The sequence below is a fragment of the Spirosoma koreense genome (assembly GCF_054777875.1).
Genome location: NZ_BAAHAC010000022.1, coordinates 2,471,377 through 2,497,565, shown reverse-complemented (window position 1 = coordinate 2,497,565; position 26,189 = coordinate 2,471,377). Strand labels below are relative to the sequence as shown.

At 54.3% G+C, this 26,189-nt stretch carries 26 protein-coding genes; 12 read left to right on the top strand and 14 right to left on the bottom strand.

Annotated features, from left to right (window positions below; translation table 11 throughout):
• The first annotated feature begins 37 nt into the window (after positions 1–37).
• Positions 38–841 (top strand): diadenylate cyclase CdaA, encoded by an 804-nt coding sequence (gene cdaA / locus ACYVC2_RS23860; RefSeq protein ID WP_461106475.1) that lies wholly within the window; start codon positions 38–40, stop codon positions 839–841.
• A gap of 14 nt (positions 842–855) precedes the next feature.
• Here the strand turns inward: cdaA and ACYVC2_RS23855 are convergent, their stop codons facing one another.
• On the bottom strand, positions 856–1,263 hold the full coding sequence (locus ACYVC2_RS23855) for a DUF4332 domain-containing protein (RefSeq protein WP_461106473.1): 408 nt from the start codon (positions 1,261–1,263) through the stop codon (positions 856–858).
• 59 nt (positions 1,264–1,322) lie between these two features.
• On the bottom strand, positions 1,323–1,502 hold the full coding sequence (locus ACYVC2_RS23850; protein WP_461107231.1) for a hypothetical protein: 180 nt from the start codon (positions 1,500–1,502) through the stop codon (positions 1,323–1,325).
• A 179-nt stretch (positions 1,503–1,681) separates the two neighbouring features.
• Between ACYVC2_RS23850 and ACYVC2_RS23845 the strand changes: the two genes are divergently transcribed.
• Positions 1,682–2,734, top strand: coding sequence for a S1C family serine protease (locus ACYVC2_RS23845; RefSeq protein ID WP_461106471.1), 1,053 nt, complete (start codon positions 1,682–1,684; stop codon positions 2,732–2,734).
• A 100-nt stretch (positions 2,735–2,834) separates the two neighbouring features.
• Here the strand turns inward: ACYVC2_RS23845 and ACYVC2_RS23840 are convergent, their stop codons facing one another.
• Complete coding sequence (locus ACYVC2_RS23840) at positions 2,835–3,779, bottom strand: DUF2279 domain-containing protein (RefSeq protein ID WP_461106469.1); 945 nt, start codon at positions 3,777–3,779, stop codon at positions 2,835–2,837.
• A 128-nt stretch (positions 3,780–3,907) separates the two neighbouring features.
• Here ACYVC2_RS23840 and ACYVC2_RS23835 point away from each other — a divergent pair, with 128 nt between their 5' ends.
• A complete protein-coding gene (locus ACYVC2_RS23835) occupies positions 3,908–5,614 on the top strand; it encodes a DUF6909 family protein (protein ID WP_461106467.1) in 1,707 nt (568 codons plus the stop codon).
• A gap of 132 nt (positions 5,615–5,746) precedes the next feature.
• Positions 5,747–7,282: a malate:quinone oxidoreductase gene (locus ACYVC2_RS23830; RefSeq protein ID WP_461106465.1), complete on the top strand. Its 1,536-nt coding sequence runs from the start codon at positions 5,747–5,749 to the stop codon at positions 7,280–7,282.
• 53 nt (positions 7,283–7,335) lie between these two features.
• Here the strand turns inward: ACYVC2_RS23830 and ACYVC2_RS23825 are convergent, their stop codons facing one another.
• Positions 7,336–7,704, bottom strand: coding sequence for a YybH family protein (locus tag ACYVC2_RS23825; RefSeq protein WP_461106463.1), 369 nt, complete (start codon positions 7,702–7,704; stop codon positions 7,336–7,338).
• A 156-nt stretch (positions 7,705–7,860) separates the two neighbouring features.
• On the bottom strand, positions 7,861–8,607 hold the full coding sequence (locus tag ACYVC2_RS23820; RefSeq protein WP_461106461.1) for a LytR/AlgR family response regulator transcription factor: 747 nt from the start codon (positions 8,605–8,607) through the stop codon (positions 7,861–7,863).
• A gap of 162 nt (positions 8,608–8,769) precedes the next feature.
• Between ACYVC2_RS23820 and ACYVC2_RS23815 the strand changes: the two genes are divergently transcribed.
• From ACYVC2_RS23815 to ACYVC2_RS23805, 3 genes are all read left to right on the top strand, one after another.
• A complete protein-coding gene (locus ACYVC2_RS23815; RefSeq protein WP_461106460.1) occupies positions 8,770–9,438 on the top strand; it encodes a hypothetical protein in 669 nt (222 codons plus the stop codon).
• Between the two features lie 101 nt (positions 9,439–9,539).
• Positions 9,540–11,237 (top strand): gamma-glutamyltransferase, encoded by a 1,698-nt coding sequence (gene ggt / locus ACYVC2_RS23810; RefSeq protein WP_461106458.1) that lies wholly within the window; start codon positions 9,540–9,542, stop codon positions 11,235–11,237.
• A gap of 92 nt (positions 11,238–11,329) precedes the next feature.
• Positions 11,330–12,583 (top strand): DUF819 family protein, encoded by a 1,254-nt coding sequence (locus ACYVC2_RS23805; protein WP_461106456.1) that lies wholly within the window; start codon positions 11,330–11,332, stop codon positions 12,581–12,583.
• A 13-nt stretch (positions 12,584–12,596) separates the two neighbouring features.
• On the opposite strand, the gene chrA is transcribed toward ACYVC2_RS23805, so the two are convergent.
• The 6 genes from chrA to ACYVC2_RS23775 all read right to left on the bottom strand — a co-directional run bounded on the left by chrA (position 12,597) and on the right by ACYVC2_RS23775 (position 17,425).
• Positions 12,597–13,799, bottom strand: a complete 1,203-nt coding sequence (gene chrA, locus ACYVC2_RS23800) for a chromate efflux transporter (protein ID WP_461106454.1) — start codon at positions 13,797–13,799, stop codon at positions 12,597–12,599.
• 123 nt (positions 13,800–13,922) lie between these two features.
• Positions 13,923–14,882: an isopenicillin N synthase family dioxygenase gene (locus ACYVC2_RS23795; protein WP_461106452.1), complete on the bottom strand. Its 960-nt coding sequence runs from the start codon at positions 14,880–14,882 to the stop codon at positions 13,923–13,925.
• A 139-nt stretch (positions 14,883–15,021) separates the two neighbouring features.
• Complete coding sequence (locus ACYVC2_RS23790; RefSeq protein ID WP_461106450.1) at positions 15,022–15,717, bottom strand: superoxide dismutase; 696 nt, start codon at positions 15,715–15,717, stop codon at positions 15,022–15,024.
• A gap of 223 nt (positions 15,718–15,940) precedes the next feature.
• Entirely contained in the window at positions 15,941–16,552 is a 612-nt protein-coding gene (gene recR / locus ACYVC2_RS23785; protein WP_461106448.1) for a recombination mediator RecR, read from the bottom strand.
• 84 nt (positions 16,553–16,636) lie between these two features.
• Entirely contained in the window at positions 16,637–16,927 is a 291-nt protein-coding gene (locus tag ACYVC2_RS23780) for an ATP-dependent Clp protease adaptor ClpS (RefSeq protein WP_461106446.1), read from the bottom strand.
• 294 nt (positions 16,928–17,221) lie between these two features.
• Positions 17,222–17,425: a hypothetical protein gene (locus ACYVC2_RS23775; RefSeq protein ID WP_461106444.1), complete on the bottom strand. Its 204-nt coding sequence runs from the start codon at positions 17,423–17,425 to the stop codon at positions 17,222–17,224.
• A 146-nt stretch (positions 17,426–17,571) separates the two neighbouring features.
• Between ACYVC2_RS23775 and ACYVC2_RS23770 the strand changes: the two genes are divergently transcribed.
• From ACYVC2_RS23770 to ACYVC2_RS23755, 4 genes are all read left to right on the top strand, one after another.
• Positions 17,572–19,035 carry a sodium:solute symporter gene (locus ACYVC2_RS23770; RefSeq protein ID WP_461106442.1) on the top strand — a complete coding sequence of 488 codons (1,464 nt, stop codon included), beginning with the start codon at positions 17,572–17,574 and terminating at the stop codon, positions 19,033–19,035.
• Between the two features lie 26 nt (positions 19,036–19,061).
• Positions 19,062–20,960, top strand: coding sequence for a redoxin domain-containing protein (locus tag ACYVC2_RS23765; RefSeq protein ID WP_461106440.1), 1,899 nt, complete (start codon positions 19,062–19,064; stop codon positions 20,958–20,960).
• A 66-nt stretch (positions 20,961–21,026) separates the two neighbouring features.
• Complete coding sequence (locus tag ACYVC2_RS23760; RefSeq protein WP_461106438.1) at positions 21,027–21,386, top strand: cupin domain-containing protein; 360 nt, start codon at positions 21,027–21,029, stop codon at positions 21,384–21,386.
• 24 nt (positions 21,387–21,410) lie between these two features.
• Positions 21,411–21,986 (top strand): GNAT family N-acetyltransferase, encoded by a 576-nt coding sequence (locus ACYVC2_RS23755; RefSeq protein WP_461106436.1) that lies wholly within the window; start codon positions 21,411–21,413, stop codon positions 21,984–21,986.
• Positions 21,987–22,003: 17 nt separating this feature from the next.
• Here the strand turns inward: ACYVC2_RS23755 and ACYVC2_RS23750 are convergent, their stop codons facing one another.
• The 3 genes from ACYVC2_RS23750 to ACYVC2_RS23740 all read right to left on the bottom strand — a co-directional run bounded on the left by ACYVC2_RS23750 (position 22,004) and on the right by ACYVC2_RS23740 (position 24,968).
• Entirely contained in the window at positions 22,004–23,044 is a 1,041-nt protein-coding gene (locus tag ACYVC2_RS23750) for an MBL fold metallo-hydrolase (protein ID WP_461106434.1), read from the bottom strand.
• A gap of 19 nt (positions 23,045–23,063) precedes the next feature.
• Complete coding sequence (locus ACYVC2_RS23745; protein WP_461106432.1) at positions 23,064–23,570, bottom strand: methylated-DNA--[protein]-cysteine S-methyltransferase; 507 nt, start codon at positions 23,568–23,570, stop codon at positions 23,064–23,066.
• Positions 23,571–23,753: 183 nt separating this feature from the next.
• Positions 23,754–24,968 carry a PQQ-dependent sugar dehydrogenase gene (locus ACYVC2_RS23740; RefSeq protein ID WP_461106430.1) on the bottom strand — a complete coding sequence of 405 codons (1,215 nt, stop codon included), beginning with the start codon at positions 24,966–24,968 and terminating at the stop codon, positions 23,754–23,756.
• Between the two features lie 301 nt (positions 24,969–25,269).
• Here ACYVC2_RS23740 and ACYVC2_RS23735 point away from each other — a divergent pair, with 301 nt between their 5' ends.
• Positions 25,270–26,115: a serine O-acetyltransferase gene (locus tag ACYVC2_RS23735; RefSeq protein WP_461106428.1), complete on the top strand. Its 846-nt coding sequence runs from the start codon at positions 25,270–25,272 to the stop codon at positions 26,113–26,115.
• Positions 26,116–26,189: the final 74 nt, after the last annotated feature.

The window sequence follows — 26,189 nt, the reverse complement described above, 5'->3', positions numbered from 1 at the left end:
TGATTATCTTTAAGCCCGAAACATTATCAATTTATTCATGCTGGCTTTCCGCCTGGGGTTTTTAGAAATCGGTTGGCTCGACCTGCTCGATATTTTACTGGTTGCCGTATTGATCTACCAGATTTACAACCTCGTTCGGGGAAGTGTAGCCAGCCGGGTTTTTGTGGGATATTTGCTGGTTTATCTGGTGTATCTGATGGTGAAAGCCCTCGGCCTGAACCTGATGACCACCATACTGGAGTATTTCATCAGCGTGGGAGCCCTGGCGCTGATCATCATTTTTCAGCACGAAATCCGGCGGTTTCTGCTGCTGATCGGTAAATCGACCAATCTCACTAACAGCCGACGGCTTCGGCGGTGGCTCCTGCGCGATACCGAGCGCATGGACAGCCAGACGTCGCTGAAACCCATTCTGGATACCTGCAAAGCACTCGGTGCCGAATTTTCGGGGGGATTGCTGGTCCTGCAAAAAAACGATGACCTGGAAAAATTTGCCCAGTCGGGCGAACTTATCGACGCCGACCTGTCGAAACCGCTGCTTCTGGCTATCTTCAGTCAATACAGCCCTTTACACGACGGAGCCGTAATCATCAGTGAGGGTCGCATCCGGGCCGCCCGTTGCATTCTTCCCGTATCCGACGACGATGAACTGCCGCCCTCGCTCGGTTTTCGCCACCGGGCAGCACTGGGAATGAGCGAAGCCACCGATGCCGCCGTTATTGCCGTTTCGGAAGAAAGTGGGCGGCTGTCGCTGGCGCTCAACGGTGAGCTATATACGAATCTGAGTCAACCCGAACTGGAGAGTCTCCTGGAGCGCTATCTGCAGGAGCCAACGCGGTAAAAAGCGTCGCGTTATCAGTATTCCAGCATCGGGGGCAGGCTTTTGGCTTGTTCAATGAAATCACCAACCTGCTCCACGGAGGGTGGGCGCTGCGTGAACTGCCGAACACTGTTGATCTGGATCAGTTTAGCGTGCAGGTTCGCCGGTACCCGCTGGGCCAGCTCTTTAACCGTATCGACGCCCGCTTCTTCCATCAGGTCACTGTAAACCCGGCCGATGCCCTTGATGCGGGCCAGGTCGGAGCGGTTGGCCAGCTCCAGAATAGTCGACCCATCGACGCCACTGGCTGCAGCCAGCGCTTTCCGGTCTGAAGGGGTTTTCGTAGCTTCCAGTAGTTCATCGCTATCGCTGATACCCTGTGCTTTCAGGGCATTGAGGATGGCATTGGTTATGCCGCGCAATTCGCCAAGTGTGAGACTCATGCCAAAGTGAATTGAAGGTAAAGGTTGATCCAGTCTGGCCTTCAGACCGCTTAATAAATTTATTCGTTAGCAAGGTACTTTCTTCGTGTGTCGTTTAAAAGAAATTTCTTCTGAGCGGTAAAACTCTCCGGATGCATCTGTCCGAACTCCTCCTTCCATTCGTGATACCGGTCGGGCTCTTCCTGCTCAAAACGTTCAGCATTAATACGTTTCTGAATCAGGTATTCATCAAAGGCCATAAGCTCATCTGCCATTTTAACCGAAAGTAAAGGATTTATTCATATGAGTCAACCCATTGCCTCACAATTCCAGTAAGCGTAGTGACAAAATGACTGTTGAGCGGAGATAAAGCCTCGGAAATCAAGCCTGGAACGGATCGTGGAAGGGTTCCCCTACGCTTATTTAAACATATTCACGCATGAACACTACGTTTGTCATTTTCGCCGAGGGGCCTCAGCAGGCCGGCGGACCAGCGGGCCAGGATGCGGTCCTGCTGGATGCGTACTCCCATACGATCGTCAATGTTGCCAGAAAAGTAAGCCCTTCGGTCGTGCAGATCAAGGTGAGTGGCCGACGTTCCGGCTCTCCCTCCGATCGCAAAAACACGGTGCCGCCCCAGCGACGCCCACCGGAGCGGGAACCTCAGGATGGCGGCACCGGATCGGGCTTTGTCATTTCCAGCGATGGCTACATCATCACCAATAATCACGTAGTAGCCGGGGCAACGCAGATCAGCGTTTCGCTACCCGACTCACGTGATTACGAAGCGACGCTGATCGGTCGTGATCCGGCTACCGATATTGCCGTGCTTAAAATTTACGCCGACAACCTGAAAGCGATTCGCTTTGCCGATTCGAAACAGGTGCAGGTGGGCCAGATCGCCGTTGCGGTGGGCAATCCGTATGGGTTTCAGTATTCGTTGACGGCCGGGGTGGTCAGCGCCCTCGGCCGAACCCTGCGTTCTGAATCCGGGCGGCTCATCGACGATGTGATCCAGACCGACGCAGCTCTGAATCCAGGCAATTCGGGTGGACCGCTGGTCAATTCCAACGGGGATGTGATCGGGGTCAATACGGCGGTCATTTTACCCGCGCAGGGCATCTGCTTTGCCGTTTCGTCGAACCTGGCTGCGCTGGTGGCGGGCAAGCTGATCATGAATGGCCGGGTTCGTCGGGGCCATCTGGGTATAGCGGGTCAACTGATTAACCTTACCGAACGCATCAAGCAGTATAACCAGCTCGCGGTGAAAACCGGCGTGATGGTGGTCAGCGTCGAAGCCGACGGGGTCGCGGGCAATAGCGAACTGCGCGAGGGCGACATCATCGTGGGTTTCAACGACCAATCCATCGCCAGCGTCGATGACCTGCACCGCCTGCTGACCGACGACACCATCGGCCGGGCCATCCAGTTGACCGTCCTGCGGGAAAATCGCAAGAAAGGCGTCATGGTTACCCCCGGCGAACTGAAATGATATCTCAGATTTAACCTTAGTGTAAAAATCATTGTCCACAGAGGCACAGAGAACACGGAGAAGACTTTGTGTTCTCTGTGCCTCTGTGGACAATAAACTCTTACTCTTTTGGCAGGATGAGCGGGTGAAAGCGCAATCCGTTGATCCGGTTAAATTCCAGCGAGGGCGCCGGTATTTTGAAAAACTGCACCGTCCCGATGAACCGCTGGAGCGACGGCGAAAACGTGCTGATCCGCGACAGGTCGGCGTCGGGTGAGATGAAAAACTGCCGGTACCGCGTGAATTTCACTTCCCTGCCGTTCGCGTCGAAGGTCCGCGGGTTTTCATGACCGCCCGTCATGCCGCTCCCACTGTAGCCCAGATCCAGATTGAGCCAGCGCGGAAAGGACGGCCCAACCGGTAGCACCGAAGCCAGGTTCACCGACAACCAGTATTGTTGCCCGTTATAATCTTTAAGCATCTGCTGGCCGGTAGTTTTCCCTAACAGATTGGGGCGATACGGGGGGAAAATGGTTTTCCGAAAACCGTATTTCATACTCACCACCTGCTGCCCCGTGCCGTACTGCTGCCCCATGAACAAAGCCGTACCGGCTACGTTCGCCAGCACATCTCCTTTCGAGAATCCCCAGCCTTCGGAGTGGCCGTCGTAGAGCTCGATGGTCGTCTGAAACAGGAGCGCCAGCAGCCCACCGGTCAGTACGCTGGCCTGCTCGTTCACACCACTCCACCGCATCAGCTCATACCCACCCCGGCTCATGCAGTAGGCTGTTGCCGCATGACCAACTTTATCCATCTGGAGCCACTCGCCGTTGTCATTGAAGCTGTGAAAAGGCACTTTCTTTTTATACCATTGCTTGTGGAGCACCAGCAGGGTAATGGTATAAAAGGCTGCCGTACCGACCAGTACTCCGATAAACCGCCCCTGGTTGATTCCGGCCGGCTCCGGCGCGACGGGTGTGGGGGGAGCGGGTTGCGCCCACATCGTCTGGCAGAGCATAAGCCAGCATAAACCCATCAATCCTACACGCCGAATCAGGTCGTTCATGCGCCAAAAGTACCCAACCTATTTTATTTTTGACAGGATTTACAGGATGAATTGGATTTTAAGCCTGAAGCCATCCTGTTCAGCCCGTAAATCCTGCCGGAGAGTTTTTTCCCCCGTACCTTTGGGTCATGAACCCAGTCTCCTCTCCACCCCTCACCCGCGCCCAGGAATCCCGGGTAGCTATCGAACGGTTGTACATTACCATGCGGCATCTGTTCAACCGGGGTTTTTACAAACCGTCGGGCGTTTCCGGTGAAGAAATCCGTCGGGCGCTGCTAACCCTGCAACCCGAAATATACGGTCTGGTCAGCGATCCACAGCGGGTGGAACTGGATGGGCTGGTCTACGTCATGGACCGGCTCCCGAAAGGCATTGAAACCTGCCGGGTGATTACCCTGGCCTCCCGCGAAGGCTTCGAGCATTCGCACTTTCCGGTGCTGATTCCGGCCAAACGCCGACGCAATTGCTACCGCATCGACCCCGAACAGATGGTGATCGAGGTCACGAATGGCCGCAGCGAAATCTACGATATCCTGACTCACCTGACGTTTATGTTCATGGAAGCCGACAAAATCCGGCGCAACGTCTTCGAAGAGCGGGGTAACCGCACCCGCGAGTGGGAGAAGCTGGAAGCGATCGTGCGGTCGGGAGGTACCGTCTCGGACGACGAACGTGAACTGGCGCTGATGTACCTCAGCTCGATTCTGGGCCGAACTTTCGAAGAAACTCAGCTGGCCTACAGTCGCTTTGCCGAAACGGCCGGAACGAACAATGGTTTGTTTCAGATCGTGTACGGACTGGGAACCGTCTCGGTGCGGGAGTTGCGGGAGTCGAAATCGGATCGGGAAATCAACTTCACCCCCATGCTCCGCGATCGTATCGGGCAGCACCTGTACGGCGAGCGCTGGGCTACCCGCCTGAAACAGTACATCTGGGAACATAACCTGCAGGACCGCCCTATTCATATCATCAGTGCCAATCCACACAGTGTGATGAACTGCCTCTACGGGCCGGCCGCTCTGGAGGGCGCAACTACCTGGGACAGCCTTTATGACCTGGCGCTGACGCTGAGCCAATCCAGCCAGCGGGAACTTCGCCAGCGGGTCAGTGACTACGCGGCCAATCATGGCATGCATATCCTGAAAGACGCCGGCGGCACAAGTCTGCTGGTACAGCTCATCGACACGGCTCACCTGGATACCAGCCGGTTATCACCCGAAATCACCCACGACCCGGACTTTATCCGGGAAAACCAACCCCTGTTGCTGGTGATGGATTATGCCTTTGGCGAGCAGGCCTTCGAAACCATGGACGAGTTGCTGAAACCGTACGAACACAATGAGGCAACGGTTCCGCTGAATGTGGCGTCGATTTCGATCATTGGCAAAGCGGGTATACTGACCGGTGGCAAAGGAGACCTGATGATTCCGACATCCCACATCTTCGAAGGCACGGCCGACAACTACCCGCTGGACAATGATTTTCGGAAAGAAGATTTTGACGGCAACGGGCTTGGCGTCTACCAGGGGGCAATGATTACGGTACTGGGCACCTCATTACAGAACAAAGAGGTGCTGAGCTATTTCCGAAACTCGTCGTGGAAAGCCATCGGCCTGGAAATGGAAGGCGCTCACTATCAGAAAGCTATACAGGCTCAATCCAAAATCCGGGGCAGCGTTCCGGCCAAGATCAGAGTACGGTACGCGTATTATGCTTCCGACAATCCGCTGCTGACAGGCGCCACGCTGGCGTCGGGTAGTCTGGGAACTCTGGGCGTTAAACCGACGTACCTGATCACCATTAAATGCCTGGAAAAGATTTTCCAGCGTTTCTAAGCGGATGAATAAGATCAACCGGATTTTTCTCCAGTACAATCCTGTTGGTTTTGTTGATCCTGTCAGAAAAACAGTTCATACGGTTACCAAGTTCTGAGTTATCAACGAATATCAACCTGCCTGTTTATTACCATGGCGAAAAGCAAAAAAACGACACAAAAAGGTCCCGACGTCGTATTGATCGGGGCTGGCATTATGAGTGCAACGCTGGGTGTGCTGTTGAAAGAGTTACAACCCGACCTTACCATCGACATCTACGAACGTCTGGACAGCGCAGCCGCCGAGAGCTCCGACGCCTGGAACAATGCCGGAACCGGTCACTCGGCCTTTTGCGAACTGAATTATACTCCCGAAAAAGAAGACGGTTCTATCGACACCAGCAAAGCAATCAAAATTGCGGAGTCGTTCGAGCAATCGAAGCAGTTCTGGTCGTATCTGATTCAGCAGGGGTTTCTGCACGATGCGCCTAACTTTATCCGGTCGATTCCGCACATGAGTTTTGTGTGGGGCTCTGAAAACGTTGACTATCTGCACAAACGGTACGACGCCCTGCAGAAAAATTACCTGTTTCACGGCATGCAGTATTCGGAAGAGCCCGCGCAGCTGGCCGACTGGATGCCGCTGGTAATGAAAGACCGCGATCCGGCTCAGCCCGTTGCCGCTACGCGCATGGACATTGGTACGGACGTTAACTTTGGGGCGCTCACGCGGGCGATGTTCCGGCGGCTATACGACATGCCGGGCGTTCGTATTTATTTTGCTCATGAAGTCCGCGACCTATGGCGCTCGAAGTCGCTCGGTGGCTGGAAACTGCGGATCGAAAACGTAACGACCAATCAGGAAAAGGAAATCCAGACCGATTTTCTGTTCATTGGCGCGGGCGGAGGTTCGTTGCGCCTGCTCGAAAAGTCGGACATTCCCGAGAGCCGGGGTTTTGGTGGTTTCCCGGTCAGTGGACAGTGGCTCAAGTGCACCAATCGCGACATTATCGAGCAGCACCAGGCTAAAGTATACGGAAAAGCGTCCGTTGGCGCTCCGCCGATGTCCGTGCCGCACCTGGATACCCGGATGATCGATGGCAAGCGGGAACTGCTGTTCGGCCCTTACGCGGGTTTCTCGACGAAATTTCTGAAAAGCGGGTCTTACATGGACCTGCCCAAATCTATTCAGTTGAGTAACATGGCTCCCATGCTGATGGCAGGCCTGCATAACATTCCGCTGACTCGATACCTCATTCAGCAGGTCATGCAGTCGCCCGAAGATCGGCTGAATGCCCTGCGTGAATACTACCCCGATGCTAAAATGGAAGACTGGGAGTTGGAAGTTGCCGGTCAGCGGGTGCAGGTAATCAAGAAAGACGAACACGAAGGGGGCGTACTCGAGTTTGGCACCGAAGTGGTGAGCGCGGCCGACGGTAGCATTGCCGCCCTGCTGGGTGCTTCGCCGGGTGCTTCGACCGCCGTGTCGATCATGCTCGATCTGCTGAAACGCTGTTTTCCGGAGGAACTGGCTACCGATGACTGGCAGACTAAGCTCAGAGAAATGATTCCGAGTTATGGGCAGGTGTTGGCCAATAACCCTGAACTGGGCCAGCAACTCCGCAAACAAACCAGCGAAGTGCTGGGATTAGGGACCTACGAATATACCTCAGGTGAAATTACCCAGTAATTAAGCCGGAACAACTTCCCGAAAGCACTGGCTTTCGGGAAGTCATGTTCGTTTTATTGTCCTGATACGCTCGTATTCCAGATGTCGCGGTGGAGTTTCCAGGTTCCGGCATCCTGTTTCCAGACGACCAGGTACTTGCCCGTATCCAGTTGCGTATCGCCGTCGCCGAAAAGCGTAAAATTTCCTACCTCGACAATCTGATCTCCGGCGGGTTCGGCCTCTACCGTATCCAGTCTGGCCCGTTTGACGCCGGCCTCGTAAGCACCTTTCCAGAACGTACCGATGGCCGTACTGCCCGAAACCGGATCTCCGCCGGGTGGGTAAATTTTTGCATCCTTCGTATAAAGATCGCCCATCGTGGCGGCTCCGGCCGAAAAGACTTCCATGAACTTCTGATTAGCGGCTATTATTACGTCTCGCATGAGTATGAGGGTTTAGTTTCCAGACCCAAAGTCGCTATAAATCAACAGTTTCCTCCTGACAACCGGATTAAAAGCGCGGCCATTTTAGCAAACGGTATTAACGCCCATTTTGAGGGTGATCGGGTAGGTGAAACGTAGTTTACGATCCCTTCGACTCTACTTGTTCGCCCATTGCTCCGCCACGTATCGCTTGTAGACCTTGCCGATGCGCAGTTCTTTAGTGCCGATTCGGACAGCATCCGGCTCCCGGCTGTCGACGTGGCTTACATTCACGATGATCGACCGGCTGATCCGGACAAACAGTGGCCTGGGTAGCCGGTCCTCGGCTTCTTTCAGCGTCAGCCGCGTGACGAGCGTTTTCGGCCGGGTGGCGATCCTGAGGTAATTTTCGAGACTTTCGACATAGTGGATATCGGCATACGGGATCGTCTGCCGGACCCCATCGACGGTACAGGAAAAATACCCCGTTTCGTATGTTATAGCGACCGTAGCTGGAGGAGGCACCACGACTTGCTGGGCGCGCAGATAACGGTACGTGACAAATACACCCAGCCCGGTTACGGTATAAACCCAGAAATTAACCAGATAAGGTAGCGAACGCGAAATGTCGAATTCGGTACGCAGAATGAAATTCATATTAAACGACCCTAGCGCCATGCATAAGAACAGCCAGCCGAAATAGGCGACTTTTTTCCCTTGCAGAAACAACCGCTCGAACAGCACCCGGTCATGAACGACCAGCCAGCCATACAGTAGAAGCAGGTACAGATACGGGGTTATTTTTAAAATTCCGGGTCGCTGATCGATGGCGTACCAATCGGTCAGGTAATGAGCGACCATCAGGACTAGTAGTCCGATGATATTGCGCGCCAAAAACGAATCGAAGAGCCGACTGATTTTCATACCGGTAAATTACGACGGAGAATCTGCACGGTCATGCAGTACGTGACAAACGGCTTTCGTCACAGGCAACATCACCTGGTCACTTTCGGCTTGGAGCAGCTTTTGCCCAGGCCCAACTTTGACCGTCGGTCAGTCCATCACAAAACCCGACCGACGGTTTCCATGCATACGCTTCATACACTCAATACCATGACCCACATTCTGTTTGGCACAATCGGGTTAGGGCTGGGCCTGCTCGCGATCCTATTCCAAAACCAGCGTCAACGACACATCCGGTATGGGCGGTATTTTCTGTATGCGCTCACGGTTGTCGTTTTCACAGCGTTTATCGGTATTGCTCTGTTCCGCGCCAATTCAGTTCTGCTGCTGCTAACGCTCCTGAGTGGGTATGTGGGCTATTCCGGCTACCGCACAGTTCGATTACGCGAACGGCGGGCTTCCGGTATCGATGCGCTACTGGCACTCATGGTGCTGACGGCCGGCGGGCTGTTTCTTTGGTCGTTACAAACAGAGGAAAATAGCTGGTCGCCAGCTGTCATCTACCCGACTCTGTCGGCCTTAGGGCTCGTAGCCGGCTATGATCTGGTCAAGTATTTCTGGCTGTACCGACGATTGAAAACCTGGTGGCTCTACGAGCACATTTACAAAATGCTGTCGGCTTACAGCGCTATTCTTTCGGCTTTTTCGGGGACGGTTCTGGTCAATTTCAAACCGTATAGCCAGATTGTACCCTCGGTCATTTGTGTGTTTGGAATTATTTATTTTATCGGGAAACGCGCGCGTCGGAGAAAGCCAGCACAACAGCGTCGGTCCGGTGCTGAGCCTGCTTAAAATTCGCGGTTCGCGCTGCTGACGCTGTATGTACTTTACTTATCTTGTAGCACGGTTCTCAACCGGGTTTCCGTTCGTCACGAACTTCATACAACCGCTACATGAAAAAAATCTTCCTCCTCTCCAGCATTCTGATTGCTTTATACGCGCCGGGGTCGGCGCAGGACCGCCTGATGGGCAAAGCGTTTGCCACGCGCTCGGTCGTTATGGCCCGAAACGGAATTGCCTGTACTTCCCACCCCCTATCGACGCAGGCGGCCGTCGACGTGCTTCGGTCCGGGGGCAATGCCATCGATGCCGCCATAGCCGCCAACGCCATGGAAGGCCTCGTGGAACCACACGTCAACGGGATCGGTGGGGATTTGTTCGCGATCGTCTGGGATGCCAAAACCAAAAAACTGTACGGTCTGAACGCATCGGGCCGGTCGCCGTATGCGCTCACGCTGGCAGAGTTTCAGAAGCGGGGACTCAAACACATTCCCTCCGATGGGCCGCTGCCGGTTTCCACGCCGGGTTGCGTAGACGGCTGGTTTGAGCTGCACAAGCGATTCGGCAAAGCACCCATGACCAAAATCCTGTCGTACGCCATCAAATACGGCCGTGAAGGGTACCCGGTTCACGACGAAGCGGCTTTTTACTGGCCGTCGATGATCAGCCGATTCGGCAAATACCCAAACGTGATGGAAACGTACGCCCCCAATGGCACAGCGCCGAAGCGGGGCGAAATTTTCAAAAATCCAGCCCTGGCCAATACCCTGGAGAAAATTGCCAAAGGGGGGCGCGACGCGTTCTATAAAGGCGAGATTGCCCAGACCATCGATGCCTTCATGAAAAAAATGGGTGGCTATCTCAGCGCCAAAGACCTGGCCGACCACACCTCCGAATGGGTAGAACCCGTTTCGACCAACTACCGGGGCTACGACGTGTGGGAGTTGCCGCCAAACAGCCAGGGTATCGCTACGCTGCAAATGCTGAACCTGCTGGAACCGTACGATTTTTCGAAGATTCCCTGGGGCAGCCCCGAGCACATTCATCGTTTTGTCGAAGCCAAAAAGCTGGCTTTCGAAGACCGCGCTAAGTACTACGCCGATCCGGCTTTCGCCAAAATCCCGGTCAAAGAACTTATCAGCAAGGAGTACGCGGCCGAGCGCGCTAAGCTAATTGATCTCAACCGGGCGGCCAGCCGGGTAGAAGCAGGCAATCCGGCGCTAAAACAGGGCGACACCATTTACCTGACCGTGGCCGACGGCGAAGGCAACATGGTGTCGCTGATTCAGAGCAACTACCGGGGCTTCGGTTCCGGCATGGTCGCCGATGGGCTGGGCTTCATGTTCCAGGACCGGGGAGAGCTGTACAGCCTGATCGACGGACAGAACAACACCTACGCGCCCCACAAACGCCCGTTTCAGACTATCATTCCAGCTTTTATCACCAAAGACGGCGAGCCATTCATGAGCTTTGGGGTGATGGGTGGTAGCTTTCAGCCACTGGGTCACGTTCAGATCATCATGAATATGATCGACTACGGCATGAATCCACAGGAAGCGGGCGACGCCCCCCGAATCGACCACCAGGGGTCGTCGGAGCCAACGGGCGAGAAAATGGTCGACGCAGGGCAGATTACGCTCGAAGCAGGCTATCCGTACGAAACCATCCGCGACCTAATGCGTCGGGGGCACAAAATCGGCTATGGACTCGGTGGGTACGGTGGCTATCAGGCTATCATGTACGATGCCAAAAATAAAATTTACCACGGCGCTACCGAATCCCGGAAAGACGGCCAGGCCGCCGGATTTTAAGTTTTGACATCCCGACCGGTCCGCCGGTGCGGCAGGAGGGATCTTGAGAATTCATTAACTATAAGATCCCTCCTTTGTCGGGATAACAAAAAATGCACGAACCGCTGATTACGAACGATGCCATTATTCTGGGCATTTTCCTGGTTGTTCTAACCCTGATTTTCAGAACCTCCCAGTCGGAACATCCCTTCTGGCAACGGGTCTACACGTACGTTCCCTCGCTGCTGCTGTGCTATATTTTTCCGGCTTCGCTGAATAGTCTGGGCATTATTTCTGGCGAACAATCCGGTCTTTACAAAGTATCGACGACTTACCTGCTTCCTGCGGCCCTGGTGCTGCTCACCTCCACCGCCGACCTGCGGTCCATTGCGCGGCTGGGTCCGAAAGCACTGATTACGTTCCTGTCGGGTACCCTGGGGATTATCGTTGGCGCACCCATCGCTTTTCAACTGGTTATGTGGATACTGCCGGGCTTCCGCGAGCAGGCCATCGCGAACGAATACTGGAAAGGACTGGTGACTATTTCGGGCAGTTGGATCGGCGGCAGCAGCAGCCAGTTGGCGCTGAAGGAAATTTACGGGTGCAGTGAAGCGCTTTTCGCCATCGTGCTGGTCGTCGATGCGGTGGTAGCGACCAGTTGGACGGCCTGTCTGATTTACGGAGCCGCTTATCGGAACAGAATTGACCGGTGGTTACGCGCCGACACGAGTTCGATCGAGGAAGTAAAAGAGCGCATTTTGGCGTATAAGGAAACCCCCGACCGGCCCGCCAATCTACTGGATCTAAGTACCATATTAGCCCTTGGCTTTGGTGGAGGTGCTCTGGCCCACGCTCTCGCTTATGTATTTTCCACCCACCTCCAGCCATATAAAGCGACCCTGGCCACGTATGGCTTAGACCCGTTTACGTCTAATTTTCTGTGGGTGGTCATTCTCTCTACAACCCTTGGCATCATCCTGTCCTTCACAGGCTTACGGAAGCTGGAGAAACTGGGAACGACCGATCTGGCTACACTGTTCGTTTATTTCCTGATCATGACCATCGGCATGCGGCTCGACCTCTCTAACCTGGGTGGAAATATGGGTTTGTTTCTGGTCGCTGTGATCTGGATGCTGATTCACATCCTGGCGATGCTCATTACAGCCCGCATCATTCGGGCTCCTTATTTCTTCGTTGCGGTGGGTAGCCAGGCGAATATCGGTGGCGTATCGACGGCTCCGGCGGTTGCGTCGGTCTTTCATCCGGCTCTGGCGCCTGTCGGAGTGTTGCTGGCGGTGCTGAGTCACGTGCTGGGTACTTACGGCGGCCTGATTACGGCCTGGCTACTCCAGCTGATAGCCCATTGATAGCCGGCCTTCTCTAAAGAATTACTCCAGCCAGTAACCCCGCGATTATCAGCCCATACGGTGGTATTTTAGTATACAGGAGCAAGCCGATGGTCAGGCAGACAATCACCACCGAGGGCCAGTGGGGCGCCATGGGCTCGAAGAGGGCTATGGCGGCTGCCGCTGTCAGTCCGGTACTGGCGGCATTGATGCCTTCCAATGACGCCCGCACGACCCGGTAGCGCTTGAGCTGCTCCCAGAAACGATAAACGAAGAAGATCAGGAAAGTACCCGGCAGAAAAATTCCGGCGGTAGATACGATACTGCCCCAAAGTTGCCCGTGCATGCCCGCGTCACGCATAGACAAGGCTCCGATGTAGGACGCAAAGGAAAAAACCGGGCCCGGCACGGCCTGCACCAGCCCGAGTCCGGACAGAAACTCTTCGTGGGTCAGGTAGCATTTAAAGGCCACAAACTCATTATAGAGCATGGGCGTAAGCACCTGGCCGCCCCCAAAGACGAAACTACCGTTTCGGTAAAAATTTTCGAATAAGCGTACGGGCAACGACTGGGTGATTGCCCCCAGAATAGCCGCTCCGACAAAGACTCCCAGCCAGAGGAAAAAGTTGGCCCACTGCACCCGCAACGGTTTTTTCTCCATCCGCTCCTGTTTCTGATAAGTCAGCGCCGTCGTGACCCCGCCCACCAGCAGCACGATGGGCGTCATAACCGGCGAGCGGAACACATAGGCAACCAGAGCCGCCGTAAGCGCCAGCGCCAGACTTATCTTATTTTTGATCACTTTACGGCCGATCCGATACCCAGCTACGATCATGAAGCCCACGGCCATGGGTTGGATGAATCGGGTAAATTGCAGGGATAGCTGGTGCTTCTCCAGGTAATAAATACCGATGCCGGCAGCCGTCATGATGCTTACGGCCGGCAGAATCCAGATGAGCAGGGTAATGTAAGCCAGATTAGGTCCGCCTATTTTGAAGCCTGTGGCCGTGATGGTTTGGGTAGATGTCGGACCCGGCAGCACCTGCCCCAGTGCGTTCAACTCCAGCAGTTCATCCTCCGTCAGGTAGCGCCGTTTCTGCACGAACCGTTCGTGAAGCATGGCCAGATGCACTTGCGGACCGCCAAACGTCGTCAGGGCAAGAATCAGCACATCTTTCAGAAAGATGATGTACCGGATGCGACGGACGGGTTTAACGGTGGGCAGATGTGGAATCATTCCGTGATGGCTTTCATTCAGGAGACATGGGTGGTCATTGGTGATCAGTCGATGGTCAATTCGTGATCATTCATTGTAGGCTATTAAAGGACAATCAATGACCACGAAATGACCATCGACTGACTATTTCTTTTTCAGACCCAGTTCCAGTAAGCGTTCATCCAGGAATTCGCCTGCTGTCATGTCGACGTATAGTTTGGGATGCTGCGCATCGATGCAGCTTTCCAGGCTGCTCAGGTTCATGTCGGCGCGGGGGTGCATGAAAAACGGAATCGAATACCGCGACTGGTTCATTTTTTCACGGGGCGGATTGACGACCTGGTGAATAGTCGATTTCAGTTTGTGGTTCGTCAGCCGGTCGAGCATATCCCCCACATTGACCACCACCTGATCGGGCAGGGCCGTAATGCCGATCCATTTACCATCCCGCCGAAGCACTTCCAGGCCATCGGCCGAGGCTCCCATCAGCAGGGTAATCAGGTTGATATCGCCATGCGCAGCGGCCCGTACGGCTCCATCGGGCGTCGTTTCCGGATCGAGCGGAAAGTAATGCAGCGCCCGCAGGATGCTGTCGCCCTGCTGAACCTTGTCGTCAAAGTACGTTTCGGGCAGTTCGAGGTACAGGGCAATGGCGCGCAGCAGCTGTTTACCCGCATTTTCGAGGGTTTTGTAGGCCGTCAGGGTCGCTTCGCTGAATTCAGGATATTCTTCGGGAAACACATTGGCGGGCATATCGCCGATGGGCTCAGGCTGACCGATGTGGTAAAACTCTTTCAGGTCGGCCACTTTGAAGCCTTTTGCCGTTTCTTTCCCTTTGCCGATGTAGCCGCGTTGCCCGTGCAGTTCGGGGTGTTCATATTTTTGTTTTACGCTGTCGGGGGCGGAGAAAAACGCCTGAGCCGAATCGTACAGGCGTTTTGTCAACTCATCTGTGAGGCCGTGATTGCGGATCGCCACGAAGCCAATCTGATTGAACGCACGCCCTAACTCCTGCACAAAACGAGCCTTGCGCTCAGGGTCACCAGCGGTGAAATCCGCCAAGTCCAGCGACGGAATTTCATCGTACAGTTCTTCTACTGCCATAATCGAATTCAATTTGCACAAAAATACGAAAGTTTAGACTCAATAAATATAAAGATGCCCTCGCCGAGGTCTCCTGTAAGGTAGCCAGAACCATCCGGCACAGAAGACATCCGCGAGGGCATCGTTACAAACCTATCGGTTAGGCTCCGAAGTGCTTCCCGACTTTATTCCAATCGACTACATTCCAGAAAGCGGTTACGTATTCGGGGCGACGATTCTGGTATTTAAGGTAATAGGCGTGCTCCCATACGTCGAGGCCCAGCACGGGTGTTCCCTTTTTCTCCGCCAGGGCCATCAGCGGGTTATCCTGGTTGGGCGTCGAGACAATTTCGACATCGTTGCCGTTTTTGATGAGCCACACCCAGCCCGATCCGAAACGGCCCGTAGCGGCCTTACCCCACTCGGTTTTGAAGTTATCGAACGAGGTATATTTCTTATTGATCGCGTCGGCCAGGGCTCCTTTCGGTGCTCCCCCGGCGCTGGGGCCCATAATGTTCCAGAAGAAGGTATGGTTCCAGTGACCGCCCGCATTGTTACGCACGGCCGCTGGGGTACTGGCGTTCACGCTTTTCACTAGCGCATCGATGTCCATTTTGGCCATATCCGTTCCCGCAACCGCTTTATTGAGGTTATCTACGTAGGCTTTGTGGTGTTTGCCGTGGTGGATTTCCATCGTCGTTTTATCGATGTGCGGTTCGAGCGCACCGGCATCGTAAGGCAAAGGGGGTAACTTAAAAGGTCCTTCAGCCTGCGCGGGCGAGAGCCCAAACGAGCGGAAAGCGACCAGCCCGGCCGAGGCCCCAAAGGCCAGTTTCAAAAACTCGGAGCGATTCATGCGAATGTTGGTTTTTTGGAAAACTAAAAGCGTTTATGCCGCTAACGTCACTGAAAACAAAACCCATTCATCGGGCGAATGTTCAAGGTACATGCGGCACAGGCGCAAAGAAACGAGATTTTATGCTCCGAAAGCAAAAGCGCCCGCCCGTACTTACGCGTAATGCAGAGGAAAGGCCGCCATTCCATACAAAAAACGCGGGCTTGTGCCCGCGCTCTGTAACTTACTCGTAAGCAATCCGGCTTAGAATACTGCGCCCGAGGGTTACCTCATCGGCGTATTCGAGGTCGCCCCCAATGGGTACTCCCCGGGCGATGGTCGAGATTTTGAGGTTAAACGGTTTGAGTTTCTTTTGCAGATAAAAGGCCGTTGTGTCGCCTTCCATCGTTGGGCTAATGGCCAGAATGATCTCGCGCACCTGCTCGCCCTCCGTACCGCTCAGGCGGGTCATGAGCGAGTCGATCTGCAGGTCGCTCGGGCCAATGCCTTCCACGGGCGAAATAATTCCGCCCAGAACATGGTAAAGACCTTTATACTGCGCCGTATTTTCGATGGCCAGTACGTCGCGCGTATCCTCCACGACGCAGATCAGCGACTGATCGCGCTTGTGGCTGGCGCAGATACTACACAGATCATGATCCGAGAGGTTATGGCACTGACGACAGTATTTCACCTTCGTTCGCATGGCCGTCAGACTCTGGGCCAGCGTTTCAGTTTGTTCTTCGTCGCGTTTCAGCAGGTGCAACACGAGCCGCAGGGCCGTTTTCTTCCCAATCCCCGGCAGCTTCGACACCTCGTTGACCGCGTCTTCTATAAGTTTGGATGGATACTCCAAGAGCGTGTTGTTTAATGTATAATGGACAATGAATAATGTATAATGAACTCAATCATTTTTCATTGTCCATTATACACTATTCATTTAGTTCAGTACTTCGGCGGAGATACCTCGCCGGCAGATTTCGTTGCGCATGGGCACGAGTTCATCCCACGAGCCGTTTTTGACCGTACACTTGCCTTTGTAGTGAATTAGTAGGGTGCACTGCTCGGCCTGCTCAGGCGTATGGGCACACACGTCAATCAGGGTGTCGATCACGTGGTCGAACGTATTCACTTCATCGTTAAAGACAACGAGATTGTGTACATCGGTTTCGACGACCTCATCGAGCACATCAACATCGGTCGACCAATCGTTTTCTTCAAAAGGTTGCATGGAATCGAAAAACGTGTTTATATAGCAAATTTACGGAAAAATGACCGCAAGAAAAAGCCGAACCAGCGTTTTGCAACGCCCAGCGATACGGTTCGTTCGGACCGATTCTGAAACCTTCGCCTGACCAAAGTACGTGGTCGATTTCAGGATGGTTTTACCAATTGCCGATCTGTATGCGCCGTTATAAACGAATTGACGTTCCGGTTGTCAGGCCAGCAAAACGGGTAAATCCCACTGTTTATTCAACACCGATTTTAAGGTATTAGTTTGCCCGGCAACGGGATAAGAATGGGCTTACCGTACTGATTTACTGCCTTCTATTTTACCAACCGGCGCCGGTATAAACTCGGGTCGTTTGCTACCCGCTCCGCGCCTGGGTACGCTCTGCACGCGCCGAAGCCGACCAACCAACAGCGGGTGCAGGAGCGGCAGCCGGCTTCCGTTGGCCTGGGTTCGCCTTTTCGTCGTAACTTGCGGCAGGCAGATAACAGCTGACATCTGTGTGGCTACCGTTTCAGCATCGCCATCTTCTGCCCATCAGCCCAACACGGGTACCGGAAAAATTCATAAATAATGACCCTGTTCAGCAACCTTCACCCCTTTTGAAAGCCTGCTGACTGGCCTGAAACGTTACCTCATTCACAATGAACACCACGCTTGCTTTAGTGATTCTGATTGCCTACTTCGGGATGCTGATCGCCGTATCGTTTTATACGGCCCGGGGGGCCGATACGAACACGTTTTTCACCGCCAACCGACAATCGCCCTGGTGGTTAGTGGCCTTCGGCATGATTGGCACCTCACTCTCGGGGGTTACGTTTATTTCGGTGCCGGGCGCAGTCGGCAAAATCGGCTTTTCGTATTTCCAGGTGGTGCTGGGCTACATTATCGGTTATGTGGTCATCGGCTCGGTGCTGATGCCGCTCTACTACCGACTGAATCTGATCTCAATTTACGGATACCTGGAAAAACGCTTCGGCTTCTGGTCGTACAAAACCGGCGCGGGCTTCTTTCTGCTCTCGCGCAGTGTGGGGTCGGCCGTCAGGCTGTACGTAGCGGCTGGGGTGCTGCAACTGGCACTGTTTACTCCGCTCGGGGTTCCGTTCGAGGTATCGGTTCTGATCACCATCGGGCTCATCTGGATATACACCTTCAAAGGGGGCGTCAAAACGATTATCGTGACTGACACGCTGCAGACCCTGTTTCTCATTACGGCCGTCATCCTGACGATCATCCTGATTTCGAAGGAGTTGCACCTGTCCTTCGATGGACTGGTCAGTACCGTCCGGAGTAGCCCGATGTCGCAGGTTTTTTTCTGGGACGGCAACGACCCGAAGAACTTCTTCAAACAGTTTATTTCCGGGGCGTTCATTGCCATTGTGATGACGGGGCTGGATCAGGATCTGATGCAGAAAAACCTGACCTGCAAAAACATCGGCGAAGCGCAGAAAAACATGTTCTGGTTTACCGTAACCCTGGTATTCGTCAATTTCCTGTTTCTGTCGCTGGGAGTGCTGCTGTACGCTTACGCCCAACGGGAGGGGATCGACATTCCCGCCCGAACCGACGATCTGTACCCAAACCTGGCCCTGAATCACCTCGGCCTCGTCGTAGCCATTACGTTCCTGCTGGGTATCACGGCGGCTACCTACGCCAGCGCCGACTCCGCCCTGACGGCGCTCACAACCTCGTTCTGCGTCGATTTCATGAACGTCGAGAAACGGCCCGAAGTCGAGCGGTCCCGCATCAAGCAAATCGTGCATATCGGGTTCTCGCTGCTCTTTTACCTGATCATTATCGTCTTTCGGCAACTCAACAGCAAAGAAGTCATTACGGCGGTATTCGACATTGCAGGCTATACCTACGGGCCACTGCTGGGGCTTTACGCATTCGGTATTTTCAGCAAACGCCCGGTGATGGATCGGTTTGTGCCCTGGATCTGCCTGGCGTCGCCGGTTCTGACGTACATTGTCAATGAAAACTCAGCTGCCTGGTTTGGGGGTTATCAGTTTGGTTTCGAACGGCTCCTCTTGAATGGCCTCTTCACGTTTGTGGGCTTATTGGCCGTGTCGAAACCAGTACCCAAAGAGGAACCTGTCGCGGTGTGATCAGTATTATTTCAAAGCCTTTTCCTATGCGCTTGCCAGTTTATCCTTTCCTTCTGCTTTCGCTGGTGTTGTTTACTCCAGCCTGCGCTCAGTTCCGCTATTTCCCCGAAAGCCCGCAGGTTGGCCAGGCGGTTTCGTTTACGTATACGCCCCAGACCACGCCACTGGCGCAGGATAGTACCATCGAAGGTCGGTATATCCGCTACGGCTCGCCGACGGCCATGAACATCAGTAAATCTACGACCATAAAGCTGGTTCGACAGGGCAACGATTTCGTCGGTCAGCTGCCCGGAGCGAAGCCCGAAGTGGCGGGTACGCTGCTCCTGTTTCTAAACAGCCGGCAACCCCAGCGAACGGATCTTAACAAAGGAAAGCTCTATGCTATCCCCCTCTGCGACGCCAGCGGGCAGATGCTTCCGCACGCAACGGGGGGGCAGGCTTCAATCTTTTCCCGTACGCATTTTCTGTACGAGGCCGGTGGGCGGCCCGACCCCAACCATGTTGCGCTGCTGTACGAGCAGGAACTCGAATGCCATCCCGATCTGCGTCCGCTATACTGGTCCGATTACCTGGCGGCTATGGTCAAACAACGCAAACCCGGCTACGGCCCGAAAGTAAAAGCAGGTATCGAATCGTACCTGGCTTCGCGCCCGACGCCAACGGCGGCTGAACTGGCTGCCGGAGCACAGCTCTACGAAAGTATGGGGGATTTCCCAAAAGCCAAAGCGCTGCGCGAACGGCAGAAAACGACCGATCCGGCGGGTTCGCTGGCCCAGAAAGACCGCTCGATGAGCATCCGCAACGAACCCGACTGGACCAGAAAAAAGGCGGCTTATCAGGCTTTTCTGCGGGATTATCCGGGATCGACCTACCTGCCTGCACTGACCGTGATGATGGCCGATGGGTATTTCAAAAATAACGACAACAAAGGTCTGGTGGCCTTTATGGAACAGCAGCCCGCAGCACAAACCGACGCGCTGATGCTCAACAGCATGGCCAACCAGTTAGCCGAAGAACGCCGATCTCTGCCCGAAGCCCAGCAGTTGATCACGCGGGCCATGCTGGTGCTGAAAACGCAACCAAAGCCTTTGAACGTGACCGGCGACTGGGAAATCGAGAAGCAGAATCGCCAGCGCCAGCTCCTGAACACCTACGCCCGCATCCTCGACCAGCAGGGAAAACACGCCGAAGCCTTTGCGGCTTATCAGCAGGCGGTCAATCCCGACGATCCGGAAACGAGCGATCCCCTCACCAATGAGCGCTATTTTCTGTGTGCGCTCCGAACGAACCACGCGGCCGAAGCCCGTCCGATGGTCGAAGCTGCGATTCAGGTAGGCAAAGCGACACCGGCGCTCAAGACCGCTCTGCGAAACTGGTACGGCAAACAACCCGGTCAGGACGAAGCCAAAGCGGATGTCTATATCGCGGATCTTGAAGCCGATTTACGCGCGGATCTGCGGGATGAACTCAAGCAGGTGCTGATCAATGAGCCGGCTCCCGCCTTCACGATGACCGATCTGAAAGGCCGGACGATATCCTCCTCGGCACTGAAAGGAAAAGTAGTCGTGCTGGATTTCTGGGCTACCTGGTGCGGTCCCTGTATCGCGTCGTTTCCGGCCATGCAGCAGGCCCAGACCAAATTCCAGAATGACCCCAACGTACGGTTTCTGTTTGTCAACACCCGCGAAGGTGGCCCGTTACAGCGCGTGTATACGTTCATGGACAAACACCCCTACCCGTTCGTGGTCCCGATCGACGACCAGCAGCGGGTTGCCAAAGCCTACAAAGTGCTGGGCATTCCAACCAAAGTCGTTATCGGTCCGAACGGCCGGGTGCGTTACCGGTACGTCGGCTATTCGGGTGATCCGGAGAGCACGGTAAACGAGCTAAGTATGGTTGTCGAAATGCTGAAGGAAGAAAAGTAAACGGGCGGCTGGTCGAACCAGGTTCTGCCAACGTCGCTTTCCAAACCGCTCATACGCACCTACACCATGAACGATTATGCGGGTACACCTGTCAGCGCGCAAACCGCCGAACATTATACGTGGGGGACCACCTGCGACGGCTGGCACCTGGTAAAGTCCGATTCGCTGAGTATCATCCAGGAGCGGATGCCGCCGGGCACCTTGGAAGTTAAGCATTATCACCAGCAAGCCCGGCAGTTTTTCTTTGTGCTCGCGGGTGAGGCCACCCTGGCGATCGGGAACCAGATTGTCGTGCTGAAAACCCACGAGGGAATGGAAATTGAACCGATGGTACCGCATCAGATGCGCAATGACTCCAGTCAGGACCTGCATTTTCTGGTTACATCCGCCCCCAAAAGCCACGGGGATAGAATCATTGTTCCCTAACCGTTCGGGCTCGGTATAATCTTTATGGACCGACTTCAGGTTGGTCAACTCCCCGCTAACTCCCTTCTTTGCCCCAACTTATTTGTTTATCCGATGACCATTCGTCTCGCCACCCCTGCTGACATCACGGCTTTACTAGCCCTTATCAAGGGCGTAGTTCCCCTGATGCAGGCTTCCGGCAATTTCCAGTGGGATGACCACTACCCTAACGAAACCGTATTTAGCACCGATATCGCAAAAGGGCAACTGTGGGTGGCCGACATCGACGGACAGCTCGCGGGTGTAGCCGCCCTGACCGAAGACCAGGAGCCGGAGTATGCCCAGGTTGGTTTCGACCTCAGCCAGCGGGCGGTGGTTACGCACCGACTGGCCGTCGATCCAGCCTTCCGCGGGCAGGGCGTGGCGGCAGCACTGCTGAATCAGGCCGAACAGATTGCTCTGGAACGGGGAATCTCCTTTCTGCGCATCGATACCAATTCGGAAAACCAGGTCACGCAGAAACTATTCCCGAAGCTAGGGTATGAATACGCCGGAGCTATCACGCTCAGCTTCCGGCCTGGTCTGCGGTTTCTGGCCTATGAGAAAAAACTGTCACTTTGATCGACGAATGCCACCGGTTATTTAAATACCATCGGATGCCCTTCTTTCGGCACCAGGAACTGGCTTTCGGGAATATTTTTCTCACGTAAGGCTTTGCGGAGATCGTCGGCGGGTTCGTACAGTCCATCGTCGCCCTGCTGAAAAGTGCCGAAATGAATGCCGACCGCCTGATTTATACCCAGGTCCCTGAAGGCCTGCACCGCCCCAGCGGGTGACACGTGAACGGGAGCCATAAACCACTCTGGCCGGTATGACCCGATGGGCAACAGCGCCAGTTTGATCGCTCCATCGGCTGAATCACGCCGGGCCAGTTCGCCAATCTCCTTGAAATGCGGGCCATAACCGCTATCTCCGCAAAAATACGTAGTCCCGAAACTCGTATGAATCAGGTAGCCGCACCAGAGCGTTTCGTCGCGGTCGCCCAGGCCGCGGTTGCTGAAGTGCTGCGCGCGCGTGCAGGTGAGCCAGAGCCGGTCGTTGACGCGCAACGTATCGGTCCAGTCGAGTTCGCGGCTCGTTCGACCGCCGACGGATTTGGGCAGATACGAAACACCCAGGGGTGTGATAAACAACGGATTATGGGCTTTAACCAGCTTTTTGACCGTCGGCAGATCCAGGTGGTCGTAATGATTATGGCTCAGCAGCACCACATCGATGGGTGGCAGTTCCTCGAAGCGTAGTCCGGGGGGGCGCTTGCGTTTGATTCCCAGCCACGACATCGGTCCAACCCGCTCCGACCAGACAGGATCGGTCAGAATATTGAGCCCGTTGGTTTGGATCAGAAACGTCGAATGATTGACGAAGGTGAGCACCAAACTATCGCCCTCGATGCGCGTCGCAGGACGAGTACCGACATAGGCGTCGGGCTGTTCGGGCCACGGACCTTTATCCCGGTTCAATAGCCACTTCAGGACACCACCGGTCGATCGTTCTTCCTGACCGGGGTTGAAAAATTTCTTACCGTTGAAATGATCGGTTACCGGCCCTTTGTAGCGGGGAGCACAGGAGGAAATAAACAGCACCAGGCAAGACAGTAGAAGCAGAGCAAGATAGGGCATCGACGTAGGCTTTCAGCCATTAGAACAAGGATAACTGCCTCCCTGTTTCGCGCCCGGCCAGAACCCGTTCATGATCCAGCAGCCATTGCTTCCGCCAGAGCCCACCCGCGTAGCCCGTCAGGGAGCCATCGGACCCGATGATCCGGTGGCAGGGCACAACGATCCAGAGCGGATTCCGGCCGTTTGCAGCGGCCACTGCCCGGATGGCTTTTTCGTCGCCGATGCGCCGGGTTAGGGTCAAATAGGAAAGCGTCGTACCAAACGGCACGTCGAGCAAAGCTTGCCAAACCGTTTGCTGAAAGTCGGTTCCGGTCGGATTCAACCGAAAATCGAATGTTTGCCGGTGGCCGGCAAAATACGCCCGGAGTTGCTCGGCGGCCTGCCGAACAGGTTCGGGCAATAAGTCAGAAACCGCCGTTTCGGGTATATCCGTTGGGACATCCGTACAGGAAATGGCTGAAACGCCGGTATCATCCCCCGAAATGCGGGTCAAGCCCAGTGGCGATTCGATTACGACGGTTGTCATACATGTTGCGGGGCCGTTTCATAGTGTCAGAAAATACTCCTGAGCCCTTGAGCTCACAACCTAATATCTTTTCGACTTAAAACAAAACGACCCGGCTCTATTGGCGTCGGGTCGTTTTGTTTTCAGATTGTTTTAACTGAGAGTGAGTAGGCGTGCCATGGCTTCCAACTCCACCTTACCCAATCAGTTTCCGGTTAATTTTAAAATCTTTCCGGACGCGTAATCGCACAGATACAGTTCGTTTTTCTGATCTTCGCCAAAAGCCGATATAGTACCGGCTCTTGCTATAATTTCCTGGTTACCAGCCGATTTATTCCCGTTGGTTGCCAGAGCCCAAACTCGTCCACTGGCGTAGTCGGCGTAAATGTATTTCCCCTTCAGTGATGGACTTGACGGGCCGCGGTACACGATTCCACCAGTAATTGACACGTCGCCGTTATCATGGCTGTACTGCCAGATCGGCGGTATCAGTTCGGCGGCATTTACGTTGTTGTCTTTGGCATTATAATCGGCATTGGCTTCTTTGATGCGCCAGCCGTAGTTCCCTCCTTTCGTGATGATATCGACTTCTTCGATCTTGTTCTGGCCCACATCCCCTGCCCAGAGCCGACCCTGATCGTCGAAGCTAATGCGCCAAGGATTCCGTAGCCCGTAAGCAAAAATCTCTTCCCGGTACCCATTGGTATTTCCTTTGAACGGATTGTCTTTCGGAATACCATAATGCCCCTTATCAGTACTGTTGACGTCTACGCGCAGAATTTTACCTAACCAGCTGCTGCGATTCTGGCCGTTGTTCTGCGGATCGCCCCCGCTACCCCCATCCCCCGTCGAAACGTACAGGTACCCGTCGGGCCCGAACAACACTTTGCCGCCGTTGTGGTTAGCATAAGGCTGCTCAAACCGAAACAGGATCACCTCCGAACCCGGATCGACCGTGGAGGCCGTAGCCGATGAGGCTTTGAATCGGCTGACGATCGTTTCGCGCGGGTTGTTCCTGGTATAATTGACGTAGAAAAAACCGTTCTGTTTGAAATCGGGATGGAAAGCCAGTCCCAACAGGCCCATTTCGCCACCGAACGCGACTTTATTTCGGATATCTAGATACGTACCGGCGGATGACGCGTTGGCTTCGTTTTCAAATACCCGAATCCGGCCTTCCTGCTCCACCACAAACACTCGGCTGGTGCCGTCGTTGGCGTACGTATATTCTACAGGCGACGAAAAAGTTAGTTTCGGATACGCGTTGGCTACCTTAGCCGTCGGTGCTGTCGACGCTGTCGAATCCTGAACCCTGGTTTCAGTTTGTTCGACTGGTTTACAGGCAACGGCCAGCATCCAGGCAACTCCCGAGGTAGCCATCAGCGAAATCAGTAGGGTGACGAAGGCTTTACTTAACATAACGATTCACTTTATTTGTTGTAGGATTTTCCGGGATAATCGTGACTCAACTCTCTCGAAAAGTTCTATGTGTATTAATTTGCGCTGCAAATCGGGGTCCAACTCATTCGATCGAATTTTCTGGACGGCATTTTGTTCAAAAAACAGCAGTTAGCTATGTCAGAATCCAATTTTAGTCGTTAAATGGCTATTGTTCTGGTGTAGTCTTTCTACAAAACGGGGTCTACCTTCTACTCTCATTTCCTGACTACGAATCGAACGACTGTTTGTCACAACTGGTTTTACAGCTAAAGTAACCGCTATGATTACCGATACCAGCTCTTTTCTCGAACACCTCCAGGCCCAACGGTCGCAGTATCGCTATAAACTTCCTTCCCGGCCCGATGCCGGTCGGTTCATCGATCAACTGATGCGTTTGCTGTTTCCGGTTACCCAGGACTGCAAATCTGTATCGCAGCACGTGGAAGAAACCTACCAGAGCCTGCATCAGCAACTGACGAACCTGCTGTGTCCGTTGGAAAAGAACCTGGCCGCAAGTCCGGCAGTCATTACCGAGCAGTTTTTCGAGCGGTTGCCGGCTATCTACGACAGCCTGCTGCTGGATGCCCACTCCATTGCCGATAACGACCCGGCCGCGGTGGGCGTCGAGGAAGTCGTGGCAGTGTATCCGGGTTTTTATACCATTGCGGTGTATCGGATCGCCCACGAGCTGCTTCACCTGAACGTACCGCTTCTGCCCCGGATGCTGACCGAATATGCACACGGTCAGACGGGAATCGACATTCACCCAGGTGCCAGGATCGGTAAATCTTTTTTCATCGATCACGGAACGGGAGTTGTCATCGGCGAAACGACCGTGATCGGCAATAATGTTAAAATTTACCAGGGGGTGACCCTGGGCGCTACGCACGTAGCAAAATCCATGGCGCAGCGCAAGCGGCACCCAACCATCGAAGACAACGTCGTCATTTACGCCAATGCAACCATTTTAGGTGGCTTTACCGTGGTAGGGCACGATTCGATCATTGGTGGAAACGTATGGCTGACGAGTAGTGTCAATGCGCATTCGCTGGTATTCAATCAGCACCAGACCGACGTTCGGCTTAAATCGCTCGAATCCGAAGAGCCGATCAATTTTGTCATCTAAAAGCAGTTAGCGTTTAAGCGAGTCGATTGAGCCATTCAGAACCCGGCCTGGTTCAGTGCAAACCCGAAGACCAG

What these genes read in the sequence shown, in the direction of transcription:
- ACYVC2_RS23780 (WP_461106446.1), bottom strand. Translation starts at nt 16,927, where the DNA reads ATGCAACCTTTTGAAGAAAACGATTGGTCGACCGATGTTGATGTGCTC.
- ACYVC2_RS23750 (WP_461106434.1), bottom strand. Translation starts at nt 23,044, where the DNA reads ATGCCCTATCTTGCTCTGCTTCTACTGTCTTGCCTGGTGCTGTTTATT.
- ACYVC2_RS23850 (WP_461107231.1), bottom strand. Translation starts at nt 1,502, where the DNA reads ATGGCCTTTGATGAATACCTGATTCAGAAACGTATTAATGCTGAACGT.
- ACYVC2_RS23815 (WP_461106460.1), top strand. Translation starts at nt 8,770, where the DNA reads ATGCATACGCTTCATACACTCAATACCATGACCCACATTCTGTTTGGC.
- ACYVC2_RS23840 (WP_461106469.1), bottom strand. Translation starts at nt 3,779, where the DNA reads ATGAACGACCTGATTCGGCGTGTAGGATTGATGGGTTTATGCTGGCTT.
- ggt (WP_461106458.1), top strand. Translation starts at nt 9,540, where the DNA reads ATGAAAAAAATCTTCCTCCTCTCCAGCATTCTGATTGCTTTATACGCG.
- ACYVC2_RS23830 (WP_461106465.1), top strand. Translation starts at nt 5,747, where the DNA reads ATGGCGAAAAGCAAAAAAACGACACAAAAAGGTCCCGACGTCGTATTG.
- ACYVC2_RS23775 (WP_461106444.1), bottom strand. Translation starts at nt 17,425, where the DNA reads ATGTCAGCTGTTATCTGCCTGCCGCAAGTTACGACGAAAAGGCGAACC.
- ACYVC2_RS23760 (WP_461106438.1), top strand. Translation starts at nt 21,027, where the DNA reads ATGAACGATTATGCGGGTACACCTGTCAGCGCGCAAACCGCCGAACAT.
- ACYVC2_RS23795 (WP_461106452.1), bottom strand. Translation starts at nt 14,882, where the DNA reads ATGGCAGTAGAAGAACTGTACGATGAAATTCCGTCGCTGGACTTGGCG.
- ACYVC2_RS23835 (WP_461106467.1), top strand. Translation starts at nt 3,908, where the DNA reads ATGAACCCAGTCTCCTCTCCACCCCTCACCCGCGCCCAGGAATCCCGG.
- ACYVC2_RS23825 (WP_461106463.1), bottom strand. Translation starts at nt 7,704, where the DNA reads ATGCGAGACGTAATAATAGCCGCTAATCAGAAGTTCATGGAAGTCTTT.
- ACYVC2_RS23855 (WP_461106473.1), bottom strand. Translation starts at nt 1,263, where the DNA reads ATGAGTCTCACACTTGGCGAATTGCGCGGCATAACCAATGCCATCCTC.
- ACYVC2_RS23740 (WP_461106430.1), bottom strand. Translation starts at nt 24,968, where the DNA reads ATGTTAAGTAAAGCCTTCGTCACCCTACTGATTTCGCTGATGGCTACC.
- ACYVC2_RS23770 (WP_461106442.1), top strand. Translation starts at nt 17,572, where the DNA reads ATGAACACCACGCTTGCTTTAGTGATTCTGATTGCCTACTTCGGGATG.
- ACYVC2_RS23755 (WP_461106436.1), top strand. Translation starts at nt 21,411, where the DNA reads ATGGACCGACTTCAGGTTGGTCAACTCCCCGCTAACTCCCTTCTTTGC.
- ACYVC2_RS23745 (WP_461106432.1), bottom strand. Translation starts at nt 23,570, where the DNA reads ATGACAACCGTCGTAATCGAATCGCCACTGGGCTTGACCCGCATTTCG.
- chrA (WP_461106454.1), bottom strand. Translation starts at nt 13,799, where the DNA reads ATGATTCCACATCTGCCCACCGTTAAACCCGTCCGTCGCATCCGGTAC.
- ACYVC2_RS23820 (WP_461106461.1), bottom strand. Translation starts at nt 8,607, where the DNA reads ATGAAAATCAGTCGGCTCTTCGATTCGTTTTTGGCGCGCAATATCATC.
- cdaA (WP_461106475.1), top strand. Translation starts at nt 38, where the DNA reads ATGCTGGCTTTCCGCCTGGGGTTTTTAGAAATCGGTTGGCTCGACCTG.
- ACYVC2_RS23790 (WP_461106450.1), bottom strand. Translation starts at nt 15,717, where the DNA reads ATGAATCGCTCCGAGTTTTTGAAACTGGCCTTTGGGGCCTCGGCCGGG.
- ACYVC2_RS23845 (WP_461106471.1), top strand. Translation starts at nt 1,682, where the DNA reads ATGAACACTACGTTTGTCATTTTCGCCGAGGGGCCTCAGCAGGCCGGC.
- ACYVC2_RS23765 (WP_461106440.1), top strand. Translation starts at nt 19,062, where the DNA reads ATGCGCTTGCCAGTTTATCCTTTCCTTCTGCTTTCGCTGGTGTTGTTT.
- ACYVC2_RS23805 (WP_461106456.1), top strand. Translation starts at nt 11,330, where the DNA reads ATGCACGAACCGCTGATTACGAACGATGCCATTATTCTGGGCATTTTC.
- ACYVC2_RS23735 (WP_461106428.1), top strand. Translation starts at nt 25,270, where the DNA reads ATGATTACCGATACCAGCTCTTTTCTCGAACACCTCCAGGCCCAACGG.